Origin of the sequence: Blastomonas sp., assembly GCF_046294995.1 — a bacterium.
Classification (GTDB): domain Bacteria; phylum Pseudomonadota; class Alphaproteobacteria; order Sphingomonadales; family Sphingomonadaceae; genus Blastomonas.
Window position 1 is genome coordinate 1 of sequence record NZ_JBKBOG010000003.1, and the last position, 22,198, is coordinate 22,198.

Consider the following 22,198-nt stretch of genomic DNA (forward strand, 5'->3'; position numbering starts at 1 on the left):
GCCGCCTCAAGGACTTCCGCCGCATCGCCACCCGTTACGACAAGCTCGCCCGCAACTTCCTGTCAGCCGTGAGCCTCGCTGCCGCCATCGCGTTCTGGCTCTGAACGAGTCTGGACCCTAGTTGATCGATCATTTTGCCCTTACTTGCCAACAGCACGGAGGGTCAGGTATCTGTTGGCTGCAAACCAACTTTGCCACTCAAATGGCACGTCGTTGAGTTTCACTACTAGTGTCTCGGCAACCAAACTCATCAATTCTGCGTAATGACGCTGGCAAGCCGCATTGCCCCCGCCCCCCTTTACGCGCCCGTTATCCCAACGTTCAAAAGTAAACCCAGTACCGTCGGTGCACCCCTCAGTCGATCCTCCAAACCCATCGATCTGATGATCGAAAGATTCAAATAGCAGGCTCGCTTCATTCTCATTCAACGAGAATTCCTGCTCAAAACCTGGACCCGCGCCATTATAAGCTGCGGAATGCAACACACCTTTCGCCGTCCCATCAGCCAATTGATCAATAGAAACAAGATATTGCCAATCTGGCCATTCAAAGATTGAAAGTCTTAACCCACCCCGAGTTTCAGGTTTCAGTCCATGAGCCGATTCGAACGCACGAACCTGTGCGAGATCTGGCTGGCCATATTCAGAAATTGCGATGAACTGACGCTCGTTAACTGTCCGATTATGAAGCGAGAACGACTGTGGAAAATATGTAAGAACGCAGAGGCCAATGAATGCAGCCGCAATAATCGTCAGGACAAAAAGTAGAGCGATTTTGCCAACTGTCCTGACGATTGTCCAAGTCATGCCGAAGCGCACCCCTCAAAAATGCACCGCACGCCCATAAGCTGACAACACACCCTCATGCATCATCTCGCTCAGCGTGGGATGCGCGAAGACCGTGTGCATCAGCTCTTCCTCGGTGGTCTCGAGCTGGCGAGCGATGACATAGCCCTGGATGAGTTCGGTCACTTCCGCGCCGATCATGTGCGCGCCCAATAGCTCGCCGGTCTTGGCGTCGAACACCGTTTTAATGAACCCTTCGGCCTCGCCCAGCGCGATCGCCTTGCCGTTGCCGATGAAGGGGAAGTTGCCGACCTTGACCTCGTGTCCGGCTTCCTTGGCCTTGGCCTCGGTGAGGCCGACGCTGGCGACCTGGGGGCGCGAATAGGTGCAGCCCGGGATGTTCCAGGTTTCGAAAGGGTGCGGGTTCTTGCCCGCGATATGTTCGACCGCGATGATGCCCTCGTGGCTCGCCTTGTGCGCCAGCCAGGGGGGGCCGGTGACATCGCCGATCGCGCGGATGCCCGGCACGTTGGTCTGGCCGAAGCCATCGACCACGATATGGCCGCGGTTCGTCTCGACGCCCAGCGCCTCGAGCCCGATATCCTCGGTGTTGGGCACGATGCCGATCGCGACGATCGCGTGGCTGAACTGGTGTTCCTCGCTCTTGCCGTCCCTGGTCTTGATCCTGGCGGTGACGCCCTTTCCGGTGTCGGTCAGCGCCTCGACGCCCGCGCCGGTGAGGATCGTCATCTTCTGCTTCTTGAGCGCCTTTTCCATGAACGCGCTGACATCGGCGTCTTCCACCGGTAGCACGCGGTCGAGCATCTCGACGATGGTGACGTCCGCGCCCATGTCGGAGTAAAAGCTGGCGAACTCGACGCCGATCGCGCCCGATCCGATGACCAGCAGCTTGCTCGGCATTTCGGTCGGGGTCATCGCGTGGCGATAGGTCCAGATGTGCTTGCCATCGGCCTTGGCGAACGGCAGGTCGCGCGCGCGCGCACCGGTGGCGACGATGATCTCCTTCGCCTCGAGCTCGCGGGTCTGGTCGCCCTGGGTGACAGAAAGCTTGCCCTTGCCGGTCAGCTTGCCGGTGCCTTCGACCACGGTGATCTTGTTCTTCTTCATCAGCCCCTTGACGCCGGCGTTGAGCTGGCCCGAGACCTGCCGGCTGCGCGCGACGATCTTGTCGAGCTCATAGCCCACCTTGTCGGCAGTGAGGCCGTAATTGCCCGCGTGGGTCATGTAGTGAAAGATCTCGGACGTGCGCAGCAGCGCCTTGGTGGGGATGCAGCCCCAGTTGAGGCAGATGCCGCCGAGCTTTTCGCGCTCGACGATCGCGACCTTGAGGCCCAACTGCGCGGCTCGGATCGCCGAGACATAGCCGCCGGGGCCGGAACCCAGCACGATCAGGTCAAATGTTTCAGCCATGGTTCTCAGCCCTTCTTAGCGCGTTTCATCAGATCAAGATTGCAGAGCATCCACACGATGCAGCATGCCACCGCAGGGGCATAGACAAGCTCTGCATAAGCGACAACTTCGGTCAGATACAACACCAGCGCAAACCCGCTGCCTGCGGCGGTGGCGAGCAGGACGGGGATGCGCAGGAGCGGGTGCGCGTTGAGCTTCGCGAGCCCGAGCGCGACGAGCGCGGTGGCGACCAGGATGATGAACACCATCACCACGGTGTAGAATGCATCGGCAGCATCGAAGAACGTCTCGGAAATGTTCAGCGCCCCGGTCTGGGCGATATTGAACGCGAACCGCCCGACGATCGTGGCAATCGCGGTTGGCAGTAAAAGGCGGCGGAAGAGGAAGATGAGGATGGTCATCTTGGCCCCTCTCCCCTTGGGGGTGTGGGGTTGGGGTGCGGGGGCGCGACGAACAGGCCTCAATGGCCTGCTCGTCGCCATGCAACGCCCCCAAAATCATCTCGCCCACCCCTTCATCGTTCGTCAGAATATCGTAGTTCGAAAACCGCAGCACGGTGAATCCCTGTCCGCGAAGATAGATATCGCGTGTTGCATCATATGCGTTCTCGACATGGTGCGACCCATCCGCCTCGATGATCAACCGGTGCGCAAAGCACACGAAATCGGCGATATAGCGGTCGATCGGCACCTGCCGCTTGAACTTGAACCCGGCGAGGCGCTTCCCGCGCAGGATCTGCCAGAGTTTCAGTTCCGCATCGGTGGGTTCACTGCGCATTGCCTTGGCGCGGGTGCGCAGGGTTGCGGTTGATGGAGCGGTTTGCGCAGGAGCGTCGCTGCCGCGCCGCCCCCCTCTCCCCAACCCCTCTCCCGCGAGGGGAGAGGGACTTTGAAGATCGCGCGCCATCAGCCAGAACGCCTTACGCCAGCATCCCCAGCGGGTTCTCGCACAGTTCCTTGAACGCCTGCATCAGCTGCGCGCCGTCGGCGCCGTCGATCGCGCGGTGGTCGAAGCTGCCGGTGGCGCTCATCACGGTGGCGATGCCGAGCGCGTCGTCAACCAGATAGGGCCGCTTCTCACCCGCGCCGATCGCCATGATCATGCCCTGCGGCGGGTTGATCACGGCCTCGAAGTGCTTGATCCCGAACATGCCCATGTTGGACAGGCTCGCGGTGCCGCCCTGATATTCGTGCGGCTGGAGCTTGCCTTCCTTGGCGCGACCGGCAAGTTCCTTCATTTCGGTGGAGATCGCGCCGACGGCCTTGGTCTCGGCACCGACGATGATCGGGGTGATCAGGCCCGCAGGGGTGCTGACCGCGACCGAGATATCGGCACGGGTGTAGCTGATCAGCGTATTGCCCGCGAAGCTGACATTGCACTTGGGCACCTGGATCAGCGCCTTGGCGAGCGCCTTGATCAGCAGGTCGTTGACCGAGAGCTTGACGCCCTGCGCCTCGAGCGCCTTGTTGAGCTCGCCGCGCAGCTTGAGCAGTTTGTCGAGCTGAACATCGAGCGTGAGGTAAATGTGCGGGATCGTCTGCTTGGCCTCGGTCAGGCGGCGCGCGATCGTCTTGCGCATGTTGGAGAGCTTGGTCTCCTCGTGCGGAATGTCGGTCTCGAACGCGGCTGCGGCGGGAGCCGGAGCCGGAGCGGCTGTGGTCGGCGCCGGCGCCGCTGCAGGAGCGGCGGCCTTCGCCTCGCCGGGCTTGGCATCCTCGACATCGGCCTTGACGATGCGGCCGCCGGGGCCGGTGCCCTTGATCGTCGACAGATCGATACCCTTGTCGGCAGCAATGCGCTTGGCGAGCGGGCTGGCCTTGATCCGGTCGTCGTCCGATGCAGCTGGGGCCGATGTCGGCGTGGGAGCAGGCGCAGGCGCGGCTTTCGCTTCGGGCTCAGCCTTTGCTTCAGGCTCTGCCGCAGCTTCAGCCGCCGGCGCTTCCGCTTTGGCGGGCGCTGCACTGGCTTCGCCGGCATCCTCGCCATCGACCGCCATGATCGCGATGACCTCGCCGACCTTCACATTGTCGGTGCCTTCGGGGATGACGATCTTGGCGATCACGCCCTCGTCGACCGCCTCGAACTCCATCGTCGCCTTGTCGGTCTCGATCTCGGCGAGCAGGTCGCCGGATGCGACGCTGTCGCCTTCCTTGACCAGCCATTTGGCCAGAGTCCCCTCTTCCATGGTGGGCGACAGGGCGGGCATTTTAAGATTGATGGGCATTGGGTGTTTTCCCCCGATTCAGGTGCGCCAGTTCGATAACGGGGGCCGTTCTCGACGGTTAGGTCCGTTGGGTCAAGGGGTCCGTAGGGTCAAGGGGGCATGCCCTTGCCACACCCGTCAAATTGGCGCACTCTTGTGCGCAGCAAACGGGGCAGCGATTTTATGCGGGTATATCTGGTCATCATGGATGAAACCAGCGAGGCGCTGACCGCGCTGCGCTTTGCTTCGCGCCGGGCGCAGCATACCGGCGGGCAAGTGCACATCCTGGCGCTGGTGCCCAAGCAGGATTTCGTTGCCTGGGGCGGCGTTCAGGCCACGATCGAGGACGAGGCGCGCAGCCGCGCCGAAACCATGGTCGCCGATGCCGCCGGCACATTGTTCGACGAGATGGGCCAGCGACCGGTCATTGCCGTCCGCATGGGCGATGCAACCCGGGAAATCCGCAATTACATGGTCGAATGTCCCGATCTTGCGATGCTGGTGCTGGGTGCTGCGGCCAGCGGTGCGCCGGGCCCGTTGATCACGCATTTCGCAGGCACCGATGCCGGAGCCCTGCCCTGCCCGCTGACGATCGTGCCTGGCAGCCTCACCGACGCGGAAGTCGACCGGATGTCCTGACGCGCCCTAGCGGCTCTGGTGGCGGATGTTGCCGGGGCGTCCGCGGCGCTTGATCGGTGGACGCTTGGGCTTGCCGTCGTTGCGCCCGCGATAGGGCTCGCGCACGAAATTGCCGCCCTCGGGCAGCTCGAACTTTATCGCCCCGGTGATGGGATCGGCCTCGACCAGACGCAGCTCAAGCCTTTGCCCGATGGCATATTGCTCGCCGGTCGTTTCGCCGGTCAGCGTCTGCGCCTTCTCGTCGTACCAGAACCGTTCCGCCCCCAGCGTCGAGACCGGCACCAGCCCGTCGCCGCCGAACTCCTCGATCGTCGCAAAGAAGCCGAAATTCTGCACCCCGGTGATGCGCACCTTGTGCACTTCGCCGATGCGGGTGGCGAGGAAGGCTGCGACATAACGGTCGACCGTCTCGCGTTCTGCCTCCATCGCGCGGCGCTCATAGCTGCTGATCAGCTGGCAGATCCGGTCGAGCGAGGCGGCGTCGTGCTCGCTCAATCCCGTGGTCGGCGGCAAATCGTTGTTGCGGGGCGCGGGCTGCTCGAGCTTGTAGGCATCGACCAAAGCGCGGTGCAGCAACAGATCGGCATAGCGGCGGATCGGGCTGGTGAAATGGCCATAAGAGCCAAGCGACAGCCCGAAATGCCCCATGTTGCGCGGGCCGTAATAGGCCTGGGTCTGGCTGCGCAGCACCTGCTCCATGACCATTGGCCTGATCGTCTCGTCGGTCACCTTGGCAAGAATAGCGTTGAACGTGCTTGGCCGCACCACCTGCCCCAGCGCGAACGAAATCTCGAAAGTCTCGAGATAGTCCTTGAGCGCCACCAGCTTCTCGCGCGACGGCGGCTCGTGGACGCGGTAGACCACCGGCGCCTTCTTGCCCTCGAGCGCCTTGGCCGCAGCAACGTTGGCGGCGATCATGAAGTCCTCGACCAGCCGGTGCGCGTCGAGCCGCTCGCGGGTCGCCACGCTGACGATGCGACCTGCGTCATCGAGCACGATCCGCCGCTCGGGCAGATCGAGATCGAGCGGCTCACGCGCGCCCCGCGCCTTGTAAAGCAGCTTCCAACATGCCCAGAGCGGACGAAGCGCGGTTTCGGTCAGGTCGTGAGGCTTTTCTCCGTCGATCGCCGCCTGCGCATCTTCATAGGCGATGTTCGCCGCCAGCCGCACCAGTGCGCGCGAGAAGCGCCAGTCCTTGAGCTTGCCGTTGGCATCGATCACCAGATGGCAGACCATCGCCGCGCGGTCCTGCCCGGCTTTCAGCGAACACATGTCCGCCGAGAGCACTTCGGGCAGCATCGGCACGACGCGGTCAGGAAAATAGACGCTGTTGCCGCGCTTGCGTGCCGACCGGTCGATCTCGCCGCCGGGGCGGACGTAAAAAGAGACATCGGCAATCGCGACGATCGCCTTGAACCCGCCGAGATTGGCGGGGTTGTCGTCGGGTGCCGCCCAGATCGCATCATCATGGTCGCGCGCATCGACCGGATCGATCGCGACGATCGGCAGATGGCGCAGGTCCTCGCGCGCATCGATCGTCAATGGCAGCTTTGATGCGAGCTCAGCTTCACTGATCGCCTCGGCAGAAAACTCCACCGGGATCCCGAATTTGTGGATTGCGACCATGCTGAACGAGCGCGGCGCGAAAGGTTCGCCCAGCACCTCGGTGACCTTGGCCGAAACGCGATCACGCAGCCCGCTTTGTTCGGCCATCACCAGTTGGCCTACCTCGGCCTTGCCGGCATCGGAGATCGGAAACAGACGGCGGACGCGCTTGTCGACGGGTTTGAGCCACAATTTGCCGCTGCCCTCGTCGCGCTGGACCACGCCGAGCAACTGCTCGCCTGCGCGCTGCAGCTTCTTCATCACGAAGGCGCGGTAACCACCGCCTGCCTCTTCGGTGCGAGCAAGCACACGGTCGCCGACCGCCAGCGCGCCCGAGCGACCCCGCTCGGAAATGCGCACCTTGGGGGCGGGCATGCCCTCGGCCTGCCAGTTGTCGGGAACGCCGATGAGTTCGCGGCCATCGACCTCGATGATCTTGAGCACGGTGACCTTGGGCAGCCCGCCCATCTTGTGGAAAGCGCGGCCCGGCGCGCTGTCGATCAGGCCCTCGTCGGCCATATCCTTGAGCAGCGCCTTGAGCGCAATCTTCTCGGCGCCGCTCAGCTTGAAATGCTTGGCGATCTCGCGTTTGCCAGCAGGCTCGTACGACTCTGTGATGAACTTGAGAATCTGTTCGCGATTGGGCATGCCCGTATGGCCTGCGCCCGATTTGGCGGTGCGGTGGGTTTTCATCGTGCCGCTATAGGGGCATCACTGCGCGGGGACCATAAGCTTCGTTAGTGTAACGGCAGGTCGGGCGCGTACGTCCCTCGACTTCGCTCGGGACAGACGGGGAAGGGTTAAGATCAGAAATCACCCTTGCCGCGTTCCCGAGCGAAGTCGAGGGACGTATGCGCCAGCGTCAAATTAATAGGCCCGGGCGAGCAGCACACGCTCGACCGCAGCACCGCCGGTGAAGAAGCAGGTCTCGCCTGCCGGAGCCGAGTTTTCCGGGGTGTTGCGGATGGTGAGTTTCAGCGCCTTCAACTGCTCGACGACCTTGTCGAGCGCCTCGCCGGTCGGGCGGCACCAGTCCACCGCGACCCAGCCGGGATATTTGCTGCCGTCGAAATGCGCCTTGAGGCCCTCCATGTCGGTGACATCGCTGCGCACCTGGCCATCGAGCCGCTGCTTGGCGGCGCAGAACATCAAGGTCTGGATCTGGTCGAGCAGCGCCGGGGCCTGGCCTACAAAGGATTCCCAGTGCATCGCCTGGTTGGCGAGCTTGCCGTCCTCGTCGTACAGAGAATCGCGGCGCAGCATCGTCACCTGTTCGCCGGCAGCATCGCGCCCGCCTATCTCGAGGATGATCGGCGCACCCTTCTTGACCCAGCCCCAGCGCTTGGGACCAGGCTTGCCCGCCTTCTTGTCGATCAGCACGCGCAGCGGTTCACCAAATGCCGATGAGTCGATCAGCGCAGTGCGGATCTTGGCGCAATAGGCGAGCAGCGCTTCGTCTTCGGGATTCTCCCGCAACATCGGCACGATGACGATCTGGTGCGGTGCGATTTGCGGCGGCACCTTGAGGCCGTCGTCGTCGCCATGCGTCATGATGACGCCGCCGACCAGGCGCGTCGAAACGCCCCAGCTGGTGGTGTGCGCGAACTGAAACTGGCCTTCGCGGTCCTGGAAGCGGATGTTCTGCGCGTGTGCGAAGTTCTGACCCAGATAATGCGAGGTGCCCGCCTGCAGCGCCTTGCCGTCCTGCATCATCGCTTCGATCGAATAGGTCGCGACCGCACCGGGGAAACGTTCGTTCTCGGGCTTTTCACCCGCGATCACCGGCATCGCCAGCGCGCCTTGCGCAAAATCGCGGTACATCGCGAGGATGGTCAGCGTCTCGGCGACCGCATCGGCCTCGTTCTCGTGCGCGGTGTGGCCTTCCTGCCAGAGGAACTCCGATGTGCGCAGGAACATCCGAGTGCGCATTTCCCAGCGAACGACATTGGCCCATTGGTTGACCATGATCGGCAGGTCGCGCCAGCTCTGCAGCCAGCGCGAGAATGCAGTGCCAATCATCGTTTCCGATGTTGGACGGATAACCAAGGGCTCTTCGAGCTTCGCCTCGGGATCGACGACGAGTGCGCCGTCGTGCATCTTGAGCCGGTGATGCGTGACCACCGCCATCTCCTTGGCAAAGCCGTCGACATGCTCGGCTTCCTTGGCGAAATAGCTCAGCGGGATGAACAGCGGGAAATAGCAGTTCTCGTGCCCGGTTTCCTTGATCTGCCGGTCGAGCAGCATCTGGATACGCTCCCAGATGCCGTAGCCCCACGGACGCATGATCATGCACCCGCGCACCCCCGATTCCTCGGCGAGATCGGCTTCCTGGATCACCGCCTGGTACCATGCGGCAAAGTCTTCCTGCCGGGTGACGGGCAGCGCGTTTTTCTTGGTCACTTTAAGCTCGATCCTGATGCACTCAAACAAGGCCGCGTGCCTAGGCCAGCGCGATCGATAGCGCAATCACCCGTTCAATAGCGGACCGGGTGGGCTTTACTTCTTGTCGACGAGATCGTCGATCTTGCGCTGCATGGCGGACAGTTGCGCCTTGAGCTGTGCGATCTCGTCGTCCGACGATGGCGCCGTTGTCACGACTGACGTTCCCGGCTCCGACGGTGTGCTTGCACCCTTGTCCTTGCGCGGAGTGAAGGCGCTCGATGCGGCTTCGAACATCGCCAGGTTCTGGCGGGCGAGCTGCGCGAACGGGCTGTTCTTGATGCTGCCTTCCATCGCGCTGTGGAATTTTTCCTGGTTCTTGCGGAAGGCATCCATCGAGGCTTCAAGATATTGCGGGATCATCGACTGCATCGAATTGCCGTACATCGAGATCAGCTCGCGCAGGAAGCCGACCGGAAGCATCTGCTGGCCGCTCGACTCTTCTTCCATAATGATCTGAGTGAGAATGTTATGGGTGATGTCGTCGCCGGATTTGGCATCGACCACCTGGAAATCCTTGCCTTCGCGGGTCAGCTTGGCCAAGAAGTCGAGCGTGATATAGCTCGACGACCGGGTGTTATACAGACGGCGGTTGGCGTATTTTTTGATGATGATGACATCATCCGAATCCGAGGTGCCAGACTTGGCCATGCGCGCATCTCCCGATAAAAGCGCTGCCACTGTAGCACTGCATCATAGTGCACTGCAACATGCGCCCCGTCCGTTGCCGCTTTTCCTTGCACTGGCCCGCCAGCAACTTGGCGACGACCCGGCGTGCCTGCTGCAGGTGCTGCAAGCGCTTGACCGATACGACCGTGCCGACCGCAGCTTCAAACGCCCTGCAGGGGATGTTTTGCTGCACCACGGCAAGACGATGCTGCGCAGCGTCATTGCCAGGCCGCCGTTGGCAGTTGCCCGGGTGGGTGACCCGAAGGTCGTGTTCGTGCCCTCCCCGATCAATGCACCCGAGGTGCTGGACATGGATGCCGACTCGTCCTTGATGGGCTGGCTGGCGCGCAATGGCATCGAGTCGGCATTGGTCGACTGGGGGGCGACCACGCCTGCGGACCGGGACGACACGCTGGACACGCTGGCGATGGATCGGTTGCTGCCACTGCTGCAGTTGCTACCTGGCCCGGTACATCTGGTCGGCTATTGCCTTGGCGGGTTGGTCGCGATGGCCGCGGCCTGCCATATCGATGTCCGCAGCCTGACGTTGATCGCCACCCCCTGGAAGTTCAGCGGTTACGACGCAAAGCGCAGGGCAGAGCTCGGTCGCATGTGGGCCCACCACCGGCCGACATGCGAGCAAATGGGGCTGGTGCCGATGGAGGTCATGCAGCACGGCTTCTGGACGCTTTCGCCCGACAAGCTGGTCGAGAAGTATCTTAAATTCGGCGCGATGGAGCCGGACAGCGCCGAGGCGCAGCGCTTCGTGGCCATCGAGGACTGGGCCAATGGAGGCGAACCGCTGCCCTTCGCGCTGGGTGCGCAGCTGTTCGAGCGCCTGTACGGTGACAACATCACCGGCACGGCAAACTGGACCGTTGGCGGGGTGTCGATCAGCGCACAAAATGTTAGCGGCCCGATCATGGAATTCTCCTCGGCAAGCGATGCCATCGTGCCTCTGGCCTGTTCGCCCGATCTTCCCGGACGGCAGGTGCTGGCATCCGGCCATGTCGGCATGGTCGTCGGCAGCAGCGCGCCCAAACGCCTATGGCCGATGCTGAAACGATGGATTCTGAGCCACGAAGCGCCTACCTAGAGAACAACCCGCTCACCACAGTGGCATCACCTGAAAATGGAGACCCCCGATATGTCCAACATCGTCATCACCGCTGCCAAGCGGACCCCTGTCGGCAGCTTTCTGGGGGCTTATGCCGCCACCCCCGCGCACGAGCTCGGCCGCATTGCGATCGAGGCTGCACTCGAGCAATCGGGCATCACCGGCGAAGACGTGTCCGAGGTGATCCTGGGCCAGGTGCTGACCGCTGGCCAGGGCCAGAACCCGGCGCGCCAGGCATCGATCAATGCAGGCATCCCCAAGGAGGTCCCCGCCTATGGCGTCAACCAGGTCTGCGGATCGGGCCTGCGCGCGGTGGCGCTGGGCTTCCAGTCGCTGACCACCGGCGATGCCGATATCATCGTCGCGGGCGGTCAGGAAAACATGTCGATGTCGCCGCACTGCCAGATGCTGCGCGCCGGACAGAAGATGGGCGACATGAAACTTGTCGATACCATGGTCTATGATGGCCTCACCGACGTGTTCAACCAGTATCATATGGGCATGACCGCCGAAAACCTCGCCGAGAAATACCAGATCACCCGCGAGGCGCAGGATCGCTTTGCGGTGCGTTCACAGAATCTGGCGGAAAAAGCACGCGCCGATGGTCGGTTCCTCGACGAGATCGCGCCGGTCACGATCAAGGGCCGCAAGGGCGATGTCACCGTCACCGATGATGAGTACATCCGCGCTGGCGCCACTTATGAGAGCGTCGCAGGGCTCAAGCCCGCGTTCAAGAAGGACGGCACCGTCACCGCCGCCAATGCCAGCGGGCTCAATGACGGCGCGGCGGCTCTGGTGCTGATGCGCGAGGAAGACGCGGTCAAACGCGGCCTTACCCCGCTAGGCCGCATCGCCAGCTGGGCGTCGATGGGTGTCGATCCCGCGCTGATGGGCATCGGCCCGGTTTCGGCCAGCCGCCGTGCGCTTGCCAAGGCGGGCTGGAGCGTCGACGACCTCGACCTGATCGAATCGAACGAGGCATTTGCGGCGCAGGCGCTCTCGGTCACGCAGGAAATGGGTTGGGATCCCGAGAAGGTGAACGTCAACGGCGGCGCGATCGCGATCGGCCACCCGATCGGCGCCAGCGGCGCGCGCGTGCTGACGACCTTGCTCTACGAAATGGGTCGCCGCGATGCGAAAAAGGGCCTAGCGACTCTTTGCATCGGCGGCGGCATGGGCATTGCGGTGTGCATCGAGCGGTAAACGGCAGATAGTCCCTATACCTCGTCATTCCCGCGAACGCGGGAATCCCGCTACTGCGCTTCCAGCGGCGCACAAGCGGGACCCCCGCTTTCGCGGGGGTGACGATGAATGGAATGTCATTTTGGGGGGCGACTTAATCCACCCAAACCCGCTCGAAACGTCGTCCGATCTGGGTCAGCCATTCATACTGGCTGATCCCGGTCGCGGCTTCGAGGCAGGGCAGATCGAAATCGGCGGTGATCCAGTCGCCCTCACCCACCGCCGGGACATCGCTGATATCGATGCAGGTGAGGTCCATCGAAACACGCCCCAGCAAGGGCAGCCCAATGCCGTTGCAACTGAATCCGCCAACACCCGACAACGCGCGCTTGAAGCCATCGGCATAGCCCAGCGCCAGCGTCGCGGTGCGCATCGCGGTAGGCGCGGTGAACGTCGCGCCATAGCCGATGCTGTCGCCCGCCTGCATCTGCCGGACCTGCAGCACTCGTATCTCGATCCGCATGACGGGGTTGATGATCCCGGCCACCCTCGCACAGGGTATCCCGCCATAAAGCGCAAGGCCAGGCCGGGTGCAATCAAGGTGATAGTCGCTGCCCAGCGCGATCCCTGCGCTGTTGGCGAGGCTGTAACGGCGGGCGCTCACCCCGGTTCGGACCTCATCGAACCGCAGGCGCTGCGCCTCATTCTGCGCACTGTCCTCATCGGCAGAGGCGAGGTGGCTCATGCACAGATCGATATCCAGCCCCGCGCACAATCCCGCGACATCGTCGCGCCAGTCGAGCCCGAGGCGCCCCATCCCGGTGTCGATCATGACGTGGCATGTCCCGCCGCCCATCGAACGCCAGCGCGCGATCTGATCGGCGCTGTTGAGCACTGGGACCGCTCCCGTGGCGAGCGCGGCCGCTTCCTCGCCCGGCGCGATCCCATGCAGCACCGATATGCGTGCCGGATCGACCAACCCGGCCAGGGCGCGTGCCTCGGCCCAATGCGCGACGAAGAAATCCCGGCAGCCCGCCGCGGAAAGTCGCGCGACCACCTCGCGCGCATCCAGGCCGTAGCCATCGGCCTTTACCGCAGCGCCTGCCGACGCGCTGCCACTCAACCTGTCGAGGGCACGCCAGTTGGAAACCAGCGCCGCACCATCGAGGACCAGCCGCATGTTGGCGCCAATGTGTGAAGGGTCAGGGATGCTCTGGCTCCACTCCCGGCTTATGGGTTTCCTGCAGCCAGACCATGCTGACCAGGAATGCCATCAGCACCACGCCCCAGGTGTACCACAGCCCCGAATAGGGATTGCCGGTCTTGGCAATGATGAAGCTGGCGATGAAGGGCAGGAACCCACCGAAATAGCCGGTGCCGAAATGATAGGGGATCGACATCGAGCTGTAGCGGATCCGCGGTGGGAACATCTCGGACAGCAGCGCCGCCACCGGGCCATAGGTCGCAGCCGAGAGCGCGCCCAGCCCCACCAGCGCCAGCACGATCACCGCGATGCTGGCCATGGGCGGCACCCTGGGGGTAAAGTCGTATCCCGCAGCCGCCAGCGCAGCATCGACGCCTTCGCTGCTGGTGTCGTCTACCATGACGTCACCAATCTTGACTGCGACCCGCGGCCCCTGCGTCAGCGTATAGCCCACCCCCTTGGCGGTGAACTGTGCGAGCAGCCTGGCGCAATCGCTTTCCTGCTCCTTGGCGAAAGGAGAATAGGAGCAATCGGGTCCCGATATGATCACTGGCGCGCGCTCCATCGCCGCATTGAGCGCGGGGTTGGCCACGCTGCCGATCAGCCAGAATAGCGGGAATACCAGCACCAGGGTCAGCGCATAGCCCCAGACGATCGGCTTCTTGCGGCCAAGCTTGTCCGACAACGAGCCGAAATAGATATAGAAGAGCATCGAGATGCAGGCCGCACCGCCGACGATGATCTCGGCTGCGGTATCATCGACCCGCATCGGCCCCTTGAGGAACGAGAGTGCCGAGAACATCGCGGTGTACCAGATCACGGTGAGACCCGCGGCGATGCCGAACAGCGCCACGAACAGCCGCTTCTTGTTGCCGGGATAGGTAAAGCTTTCGACGAAGGGGTTGCCGGCGAGCTCGCCTTCGGCTTTCATCGCCTTGAACACCGGGCTTTCCGAGAGTTTGAGCCGCATCCACAACGATACCGCGAGCAGCAGCAGCGAGAGCAGGAAAGGCACGCGCCAGCCCCAGTCGTTCCACACCGCATCGCTCATGATCGCCTTGCAGCCCAGCACGACGATCAGGCTGAGCACGAAGCCGCCGACGACGCTGGCCTGGATGAAGCTGGTGTAGAATCCGCGCTTCTCCGGCGGGGCGTGTTCGGAGACATAGATCGCAGCGCCGCCATATTCACCGCCCAGCGCGAGGCCTTGCAGGATGCGCAGCAGGATGATGATGATCGGCGCGGCATAGCCGATGCTGTCGGCTGAGGGGATGAGGCCGACGCCGGCGGTTGCGATGCCCATCAACGTCACAGTGACCAGAAAGGTGTATTTGCGGCCCAGCCGGTCCCCCAGAAAACCGAACAGGATCGCGCCCAACGGCCGGAAACCGAAGCCCACGGCAAACCCCGCCCACACCAGCAGCGTCTCGAGCGTGACGTTGCCGCTGGGAAAGAACGTCCGCCCGATGATCGCGGCGAGCGTGCCGTAGATGAAGAAATCATACCATTCGAAAATGGTGCCAAGCGATGATGCGCCGATGACCAGCCGGATATCCGACTTGCTCGGCGCGATGGTACCCCCGTTTGCTGCGACCGTTGCGGCCATCCAGCATCTCCCCAAATGCGTCCCTATTCGAGTTCGAGTATCACCGCATCGACAGCAAGGCTATCCCCTTCGGCAGCGCTGATCGTCTTGACCGTGGCCGCCTTTTCGGCGCGCAGAATGTTCTCCATCTTCATCGCTTCGACGATTGCCAGCGGCTGGCCGACCTGGACCTTGTCGCCTTCGGCAACGTGCAGCTTCACCAGCAAGCCGGGCATCGGGCAGAGCAGAAAGCGCGACAGATCGGGCGGGACCTTCTCGATCATGTGGCGGGCATGCTGCGCAACATGCGCGGGCAAGACCTCGAAGCGGTGCGTCGCGCCGCGCGCGGTCAGCGCAAAGCCGGTGCGGGTGCGCTGGACCTTGACCGCGAGCTCGTCGCTCACATCCTCGTCGCCGAAGTCCGCGATCGCCATGCGGTCGCCGGGGGTATAGCCCATGCTCATATCGACGACCTCGCCATCGACGATGATCGCGTCCTCGCTGACCGAGACTTCCATCGCGATATCGCCCTGGCGCACGCGCCATTCGGACGGCGGGGTCAGTCGGTTGCCGAGCTGACCGCTGACACGCAATTTCCGGTCGGCCTCGGCAGTGGCAATGAACGCGGCAATCGCCGCGAGCCGCTGGAGCAGTTCGGGCGATGCGGGCGCGCCGTGGAACCCGTCGGGATACTCTTCGGCAATGAAGCCGGTGGTGATGTTGCCCGAACGGAAGCGCGGATGTTGCATCAGCGCCGAGACGAAATCGAGGTTGTGCCCCGGCCCTTCGAGCTCGAACCGGTCGATCGCGGTGATCTGCCGGTCGATCGCCTCGAGACGCGTGTCGCCGTAGGTAATCAGCTTGGCGATCATCGGGTCGTAATGGATCGAGACCTCGCCGCCGTCTTCGACGCCATCGTCGACGCGCACGCCCTTCTTCTGCTTGGGCGGGTTGTAGCGCACCAGCCTCCCGATTGAGGGCAGGAAGCCGCGATAAGGGTCTTCGGCATACACCCGGTTCTCGACCGCCCAGCCGGTGAGCTTGATGTCTTCCTGGGTGAAGCCCAGCGGCTCACCATTGGCGACGCGGATCATCTGTTCGACCAGATCGAGCCCGGTGACCAGCTCGGTCACGGGATGCTCGACCTGAAGCCGGGTGTTCATCTCGAGGAAGTAGAAGCCTTCGCCGGTGGTGTCCGCGCCCGAGACGATCAGCTCGACCGTGCCCGCGCTGTAATAGCCCACCGCGCGTGCCAGCGCGACCGCCTGCTCGCCCATCTTCTTGCGCATTTCGGGCGTGACGAAAGGCGATGGCGCTTCTTCGACCACCTTCTGGTGGCGACGCTGGATCGAGCATTCGCGCTCGCCCAGATAGACGATGTTGCCATGCTGGTCGCCGAGCACCTGGATCTCGATATGGCGCGGCTGGAGGATGAACTTCTCGATGAACACGCGGTCATCGCCAAAGCTGGCGAGTCCCTCGCGCTTGGTCGCCTCGAAGCCCTCGCGCACGTCCTGCTCGTTATAGGCGAGCCGCATGCCCTTGCCGCCGCCGCCGGCCGAGGCCTTCATCATCACCGGATAGCCGATCTCTTCGGAAATCCGCACCGCATGCTCGGTATTATCGATCTCGCCGACAAAGCCGGGGACGACATTGACGCCAGCCCGCAATGCCAGCTTCTTGGATTCGATCTTGTCACCCATCGCGGCGATCGCGCCCGGGGGTGGGCCGATGAACGTGATCCCGGCGGCCTTCAGCGCCTCGGCAAAGCTGGTGCGCTCGGACAGGAAGCCATAGCCGGGGTGCACCGCATCCGCGCCGGTCGCCTTGCACACCTCGATGATCTTGTCCGCGAGCAGATAGGACTGCGCGGCAGGCGACGGGCCGATGTGCACGGCTTCATCGGCCATCTCTACATGGGGGCTGCGCGCGTCAGCGTCCGAATAGACCGCGACCGTCTTGATGCCCATCTTGCGGGCGGTACGGATGACGCGGCAGGCGATCTCGCCGCGGTTGGCGATCAGGATTTTAGTGATTGGCATGATAAGTCAAATCCACTTTTTGGGTCTTGCTCGACCGAAGTTGGGAAGAGGAACTGGAGCGCCTCAGGAGAGACGCTGTGGTAAATGGTGGCGTGCGTCAGATCGGGGCGCGGCGCGTAGCACCAGTCCTGGCCGGAGCGCTTGCTGGCACCCAGCGCAGCGGTCAGCCGATCGATCCCGGTCTGCATCTCGCGGCCTTCGTTGGCGATCGTCAAATACAGCCGGTGCGGTCTGGACGAAGGCTTCGCGAGCAGAGCGTCTGACGCCTTGGCCAGCCGCTCGTCATCCCACCACAGGCTGGGACTGATCGCGGCATAATGATCGAACAGGTCGGGCTCGGTGAGATAGGTCTCGAGGATGAACAGCCCGGCGAGCGATTCCCCGATCACTCCGGACTCGCCCGAGGTGCGGTAGCTCTTGGCGACCATCGGCATGACCTCGTCGCGGATGAACGCGCGGAACGCTGCCGAACCGCCTGCGGTCGGAAACTCCTTGAGCAGCGCGGCGTCCTGCGTCGGCCCGGTGAGTTCGCGCCTGCGATCCATGGTAGCGATCCCGATGACGATCACGTCCTGCGACTGGGCCCAAAGCGCGCCATGCGCAGATGTGCCTGCGATGTGGAGGAAGTCCTGATCCAGCCCGCCGTCGATCAGATACAGTACGGGATAGGTCTTGCCCGATGTCACGTAACCCGCGGGCAGATAGACGTTGACCACCCGCGCCTGCGCCAGCGGCTTCGACGCCAGCACGTGCGTCTCGCCAATGGTGATCGGCACCGGCTGCGCAGCGACGGGCGCAGCGCAGGCGAGCACGATACCTAGCAGGGTAGCGAGTGATCGGATCACGCGTCACCCCGCATCAGACGACGAACAAACCAAACCATGAATACGACTGACGCGATCGGAAAACCAGGGAACATCATGAACTTGATTAGTCTGTCATACTCGCAACCGCTGCCGTCTGCTTCAGGCGCGCAATGTCCCATGGCTGCGCCCGTCAAAAAAAGCATGCTGAGGCCAACCAAGACGAGGCCAACCGCAAAGCATCCAAGCTTTGCGGGTAGGCTCATTGTCGGCTGGCTGGCAAAGCTCACTCCGCAGCCTCCAGATGCCCATGCGGCTGCGCAGCCATCGCCTTCATGCCGAGCTTGGCGAGCAGCGCGCCGTCCTTGTCGTCGCCGGCATTGGGTGCGGTGAGCAGTTTATCGCCAGTGAAGATGCTGTTCGCGCCCGCCATGAAGCACAAGGCCTGGCAACTTTCGGACATGCTCTCGCGGCCCGCGCTCAGCCGCACCATCGATTGCGGCATGGTGATGCGCGCGACAGCCACCGTGCGGACGAACTCGATCTCGTCGATCTTGGCGAGCGGCGTATCGGCGAGCATGTCGCCCAGCACCGTGCCCTTGACCGGGACGAGCGCGTTGATCGGCACGCTTTCGGGGTGCGGCATGGTGGCGAGCGCATGGATGAAGCCGATGCGGTCGGACCGGGTCTCGCCCATGCCGACGATGCCGCCGCAGCACACATTGATGCCCGCCGACCGGACATTGTCCAGCGTCTCCATCCGGTCCTCGAAGGTGCGGGTGGTGATGACGTTGGCGTAGTTCTCGGGCGCGGTGTCGATGTTGTGGTTATAGTAATCCAACCCCGCATCGGCGAGCTGCTTGGCCTGCGAAGCGGTCAGCATCCCCAAGGTCATGCAGGTTTCCATGCCCATCTCGCGCACGCCCTTGACCATCGCGGCGAGCTTGGGGATGTCGCGGTCCTTGGGGTTGCGCCAGGCTGCCCCCATGCAGAACCGGCCCGAGCCGTGATCCTTAGCCTGCGCTGCAGCCTGCAGCACCGCCTGCACGTCCATCAGCTTGGTCGCCTTGACGCCGCTTTCGGCATCCTTGGACTGGCTGCAATAGCCGCAATCCTCCGGACAGCCGCCGGTCTTGATCGACAGGAGCGTGGAGAGCTGCACCTCGTTGCGCGGGAAGTTCGCGCGGTGGATGCTCTGCGCCTCGAACATCAGGTCGTTGAACGGCAGGTCGAACAGCGTGGTGATTTCTTCGCGGGTCCAGTCGGTTTTCATTTCGGCGGTCACTCAAAATCTCCGTTTGTGTCGAGCGAAGTCGAGACACGTATGCTTAAGGTCCCTCGACTTCGCTCGGGACAAACGGGTGGGGGTGGTTGGGGCTGTCACTCGGCAGCCTCCTGAACGGGGGGCATGTTGTGGCCGAGTAGGCGCAGCACGTCGGCAGCGCATTCGACCACATTCGATCCGGGCCCGTAGATGCCCTGAACGCCGGCATCGCGCAGGAAGTCGTAATCCTGCGGCGGAATGACGCCGCCGACGATCACCTTGATGTCGTTGCGCCCGGCTTCCTTGAGGCCCGCGATCAGCTCGGGGATCAGCGTCTTGTGCCCGGCAGCCAGCGAGGAGGCTCCGACGACATCGACATTGCTCTCGAGCGCAAGCACTACGGTTTCCTCGGGCGTCTGGAACAGCGGACCCGAGACGATCTCGAAGCCCAGATCGCCGAACGCCGACGCGATGACATTGGCGCCGCGATCATGCCCATCCTGCCCCATCTTGGCGACAAGCAGCTTCGGCTTGCGGCCCAGACGGCGCTCGACGGCTTTCACGCCCTCGACCACCTGCGCCCAGCGGCCATCATCGACATAGGGCGCGCTGTACACGCCCTTCACCGGGGTCGGCACGGTGGCATAGCGGCCGAAAACATCCTCCATCGCCTGGCTGATTTCGCCGAGCGTCGCACGAGCCCGCGCGGCATCGACCGCGAGCGCGAGCAAATTGCCATCGCCCTTCGCGCCCTCACGCAATGCATCGAGCGCGGCCTGACACGCCGCCGCATCACGCGAGGCCTTGACCGATGCGATCCGCGCTACCTGGCCCTCACGCACCTTGGCGTTGTCGACATTGAGCGTTTCGAGATGGTCCTCGCTCGGCAGGCGATACTTGTTCACCCCGACCACGACATCCTCGGCGCGATCGACACGTGCCTGGCGTCCAGCAGCGGCCTCCTCGATCATCGCCTTGGGCCATCCGGCAGCGACAGCCTTGGCCATGCCGCCTTCGTTCTCGACGCGTTCGATGATCTCCCACGCCTTGTCGACCAGCTCCTGCGTCAGGCTCTCGATATAATAACTGCCCCCCAGCGGATCGACCACGTTGGTCATCCCGGTCTCTTCCTGGATCACCAGCTGGGTGTTGCGGGCGATGCGCGCGGAGAAATCCGTGGGCAATGCAATGGCTTCATCGAGCGCATTGGTGTGCAGCGACTGCGTGCCGCCCAGCATCGCGGCCATCGCCTCGATCGTGGTGCGGATGACGTTGTTGTACGGGTCCTGCTCGGTGAGCGACACGCCCGAGGTCTGGCAGTGGGTGCGCAGCATCTTGGAGCGTTCGTCCTGCGCGCCCAGCTTGGTCATCACCCGGTGCCACAGCACGCGGGCAGCGCGCAATTTGGCGATTTCCATGAAGAAGTTCATGCCGATCGCGAAAAAGAAGCTCAGGCGGCCTGCGAACTTGTCGATGTCGAGCCCCGAGGCAACGCCGTATTTCACATATTCCATGCCGTCGGCGATGGTGAAAGCGAGCTCTTGCACCTGCGTCGCGCCGGCTTCCTGCATGTGATAGCCGGAGATCGAGATGCTGTTGAACTTGGGCATCTCGCGGCTGGTGTAGCCGAAGATGTCCGAGATGATCCGCATCGAAGGCTCAGGCGGATAGATGTACGTGTTGCGGACCATGAACTCCTTGAGAATGTCGTTCTGGATGGTCCCGTCGAGCAGCTTGCGGTTCACGCCCTGCTCTTCGCCCGCGACGATGAAGAACGCGAGGATCGGGATCACCGCGCCGTTCATCGTCATGCTGACCGACATCTTGTCGAGCGGGATGCCGTCGAACAGGATCTTCATGTCCTCGACGCTGTCGATCGCGACGCCCGCCTTGCCGACATCGCCGGTAACGCGCGGATGGTCGCTGTCATAGCCGCGGTGGGTGGCGAGATCGAACGCAACCGAAAGCCCCTTCTGCCCGGCAGCAAGATTGCGGCGATAGAAGGCGTTCGATTCCTCGGCGGTCGAGAACCCGGCATACTGCCGGATCGTCCAGGGGCGGCCTGCATACATGCTGGCGCGCACCCCGCGGGTGAACGGCGCGAAGCCGGGAAGGCCGGGATCGACCGACACATCGTCCGCGGTATACAGCGGCTTGACCGCGATCCCCTCGGGCGTCTGCCAGGTGAGATCGCGTCCCTTGACCTCCTTTTCGGCGAGCGCCTGCCAGTCGGTGATGTTGGGTGTGTCGGTCATTCTATCGGTCCCGTGTGTATGATCAGCTGCCGGTGAAGTTCGGCTTGCGCTTCTGCAGGAAGGAGATTGCTCCCTCGCGCGCATCGTTGGTATCGCCCGCGATCTTCTGGCCTTCGGCCTCGCGGGTGAGCGCGGTGGCGAAATCGCATTCGAGCGCTTCGACAAGGTTCTTGCGCATGATGCCCAGTGCGACGGTGGGCATCGCGGCGAGCCGCTTGGCCAGCGCCATCGCTTCATCCATCAGGCTGTCGTGCTCGACCACCTTGTAGACCATGCCCCAGTCGTGCGCCTTGGCGGCGGGGATCTTTTCGCCCAGCATCATCATCTCGGTCGCGCGCGCCTTGCCGATCAGCCGGGTGAGCATCCAGCTCGCGCCGCCATCGGGCACCAGACCGATGTTGACGAACGCCTGCAGGAAATACGCCTTGTCGCTGGCCACGACGAAATCGGGCGTGAGGCCGATCGAGCAGCCAACGCCGGCAGCAGGTCCGTTGACCGCGCTGATCGTCGGGATGTGCAGCCGGTGCAGCTTGAGCAGCATCGGGTTGTAATGCTGGGTCAGCGCCTTGTAGCTGCCCTGCCCGCCCGAGATCGAGCTGTCACGCCCGCCGGTCAGATCCGCGCCCGAGCAGAAACCCTTGCCCGCGCCGGTGATCACCAGCGCGCGCGCGTCGCCGAGATGATCGAGCGCATCGTTGATCTCACCCGCCATCGGCAGCGAACAGGCATTGAGCCGCTCGGGCACGTTGAGCGTGATGGTGGCAATCTGGTCGGCGATATCGAGCTTTATGGTTTCGTAGGTCATCCTGAACTCTCCCTTCTCGTTACCCCTCTCCCTTGATGGGAGAGGGCTGCGAAGACTTGGGCCGAACGGCCCTAGTCGAAGCTGGGTGAGGGTGACATTGCGCAAAGCCTGCTCTGCATCACCCTCATCCAACTGCGCCTAGCCAGCAAGCTGGCAAGGCTTCGTATCCT

General features: G+C 63.2%; 18 protein-coding genes and 2 pseudogenes. 4 read left to right on the plus strand and 16 right to left on the minus strand.

The features are described from left to right. Positions 1 to 104, plus strand: a pseudogene (locus ACK4R0_RS05860) (IS5/IS1182 family transposase); the annotation flags it as partial. Positions 105 to 140: 36 nt separating this feature from the next. Here ACK4R0_RS05860 and ACK4R0_RS05865 read toward each other — a convergent pair. The 5 genes and pseudogenes from ACK4R0_RS05865 to ACK4R0_RS05885 all read right to left on the minus strand — a co-directional run bounded on the left by ACK4R0_RS05865 (position 141) and on the right by ACK4R0_RS05885 (position 4,440). Continuing rightward, positions 141 to 806 (minus strand): hypothetical protein, encoded by a 666-nt coding sequence (locus ACK4R0_RS05865; protein WP_409671661.1) that lies wholly within the window; start codon positions 804 to 806, stop codon positions 141 to 143. A 15-nt stretch (positions 807 to 821) separates the two neighbouring features. Then, complete coding sequence (gene lpdA, locus ACK4R0_RS05870) at positions 822 to 2,216, minus strand: dihydrolipoyl dehydrogenase (RefSeq protein WP_409671664.1); 1,395 nt, start codon at positions 2,214 to 2,216, stop codon at positions 822 to 824. Between the two features lie 5 nt (positions 2,217 to 2,221). Continuing rightward, a complete protein-coding gene (locus ACK4R0_RS05875; RefSeq protein WP_409672257.1) occupies positions 2,222 to 2,617 on the minus strand; it encodes a hypothetical protein in 396 nt (131 codons plus the stop codon). A gap of 142 nt (positions 2,618 to 2,759) precedes the next feature. Then, positions 2,760 to 3,122 (minus strand): annotated as a pseudogene (locus tag ACK4R0_RS05880) (endonuclease domain-containing protein); the annotation flags it as partial. A 13-nt stretch (positions 3,123 to 3,135) separates the two neighbouring features. Continuing rightward, positions 3,136 to 4,440, minus strand: coding sequence for a pyruvate dehydrogenase complex dihydrolipoamide acetyltransferase (locus tag ACK4R0_RS05885; RefSeq protein ID WP_409671666.1), 1,305 nt, complete (start codon positions 4,438 to 4,440; stop codon positions 3,136 to 3,138). Positions 4,441 to 4,602: 162 nt separating this feature from the next. Here ACK4R0_RS05885 and ACK4R0_RS05890 point away from each other — a divergent pair, with 162 nt between their 5' ends. Next, positions 4,603 to 5,058, plus strand: coding sequence for a universal stress protein (locus ACK4R0_RS05890; protein ID WP_409671669.1), 456 nt, complete (start codon positions 4,603 to 4,605; stop codon positions 5,056 to 5,058). Between the two features lie 6 nt (positions 5,059 to 5,064). Here ACK4R0_RS05890 and rnr read toward each other — a convergent pair whose 3' ends face one another. From rnr to phaR, 3 genes are all read right to left on the minus strand, one after another. Then, entirely contained in the window at positions 5,065 to 7,356 is a 2,292-nt protein-coding gene (gene rnr, locus ACK4R0_RS05895) for a ribonuclease R (protein WP_409671672.1), read from the minus strand. Between the two features lie 174 nt (positions 7,357 to 7,530). Continuing rightward, positions 7,531 to 9,063, minus strand: coding sequence for a proline--tRNA ligase (gene proS / locus ACK4R0_RS05900; protein WP_409671675.1), 1,533 nt, complete (start codon positions 9,061 to 9,063; stop codon positions 7,531 to 7,533). 96 nt (positions 9,064 to 9,159) lie between these two features. After that, positions 9,160 to 9,753 carry a polyhydroxyalkanoate synthesis repressor PhaR gene (gene phaR / locus ACK4R0_RS05905; RefSeq protein WP_409671678.1) on the minus strand — a complete coding sequence of 198 codons (594 nt, stop codon included), beginning with the start codon at positions 9,751 to 9,753 and terminating at the stop codon, positions 9,160 to 9,162. Positions 9,754 to 9,826: 73 nt separating this feature from the next. Here phaR and ACK4R0_RS05910 point away from each other — a divergent pair, with 73 nt between their 5' ends. After that, a complete protein-coding gene (locus ACK4R0_RS05910) occupies positions 9,827 to 10,867 on the plus strand; it encodes an alpha/beta fold hydrolase (RefSeq protein WP_409671681.1) in 1,041 nt (346 codons plus the stop codon). Between the two features lie 51 nt (positions 10,868 to 10,918). Then, entirely contained in the window at positions 10,919 to 12,091 is a 1,173-nt protein-coding gene (locus ACK4R0_RS05915) for an acetyl-CoA C-acetyltransferase (protein WP_409672218.1), read from the plus strand. A gap of 133 nt (positions 12,092 to 12,224) precedes the next feature. On the opposite strand, the gene alr is transcribed toward ACK4R0_RS05915, so the two are convergent. The 8 genes from alr to ACK4R0_RS05955 form a co-directional block, all read right to left on the minus strand. Then, positions 12,225 to 13,250: an alanine racemase gene (gene alr, locus ACK4R0_RS05920; RefSeq protein ID WP_409671684.1), complete on the minus strand. Its 1,026-nt coding sequence runs from the start codon at positions 13,248 to 13,250 to the stop codon at positions 12,225 to 12,227. 22 nt (positions 13,251 to 13,272) lie between these two features. Further along, positions 13,273 to 14,880 carry an MFS transporter gene (locus ACK4R0_RS05925; RefSeq protein WP_409671687.1) on the minus strand — a complete coding sequence of 536 codons (1,608 nt, stop codon included), beginning with the start codon at positions 14,878 to 14,880 and terminating at the stop codon, positions 13,273 to 13,275. 23 nt (positions 14,881 to 14,903) lie between these two features. Next, the gene (locus tag ACK4R0_RS05930; RefSeq protein ID WP_409671690.1) at positions 14,904 to 16,901 is read right to left on the minus strand and encodes a biotin carboxylase N-terminal domain-containing protein; all 1,998 of its coding nucleotides are present in this window, start codon (positions 16,899 to 16,901) and stop codon (positions 14,904 to 14,906) included. Continuing rightward, entirely contained in the window at positions 16,880 to 17,746 is an 867-nt protein-coding gene (locus ACK4R0_RS05935; protein WP_409671693.1) for an alpha/beta hydrolase, read from the minus strand. The genes ACK4R0_RS05930 and ACK4R0_RS05935 overlap by 22 nt, the downstream gene beginning before the upstream one ends. Next, positions 17,743 to 17,994 carry a hypothetical protein gene (locus tag ACK4R0_RS05940; RefSeq protein WP_409671695.1) on the minus strand — a complete coding sequence of 84 codons (252 nt, stop codon included), beginning with the start codon at positions 17,992 to 17,994 and terminating at the stop codon, positions 17,743 to 17,745. Before ACK4R0_RS05940 ends, ACK4R0_RS05935 begins: the two co-directional genes overlap by 4 nt. Further along, positions 17,991 to 18,977 carry a biotin synthase BioB gene (bioB, locus tag ACK4R0_RS05945; RefSeq protein ID WP_409672221.1) on the minus strand — a complete coding sequence of 329 codons (987 nt, stop codon included), beginning with the start codon at positions 18,975 to 18,977 and terminating at the stop codon, positions 17,991 to 17,993. Before bioB ends, ACK4R0_RS05940 begins: the two co-directional genes overlap by 4 nt. Before the next feature lie 107 nt (positions 18,978 to 19,084). Then, complete coding sequence (gene scpA / locus ACK4R0_RS05950; protein WP_409671697.1) at positions 19,085 to 21,223, minus strand: methylmalonyl-CoA mutase; 2,139 nt, start codon at positions 21,221 to 21,223, stop codon at positions 19,085 to 19,087. Positions 21,224 to 21,245: 22 nt separating this feature from the next. Continuing rightward, positions 21,246 to 22,028, minus strand: a complete 783-nt coding sequence (locus tag ACK4R0_RS05955) for an enoyl-CoA hydratase-related protein (protein WP_409671700.1) — start codon at positions 22,026 to 22,028, stop codon at positions 21,246 to 21,248. Between the last annotated feature and the right edge of the window lie 170 nt (positions 22,029 to 22,198).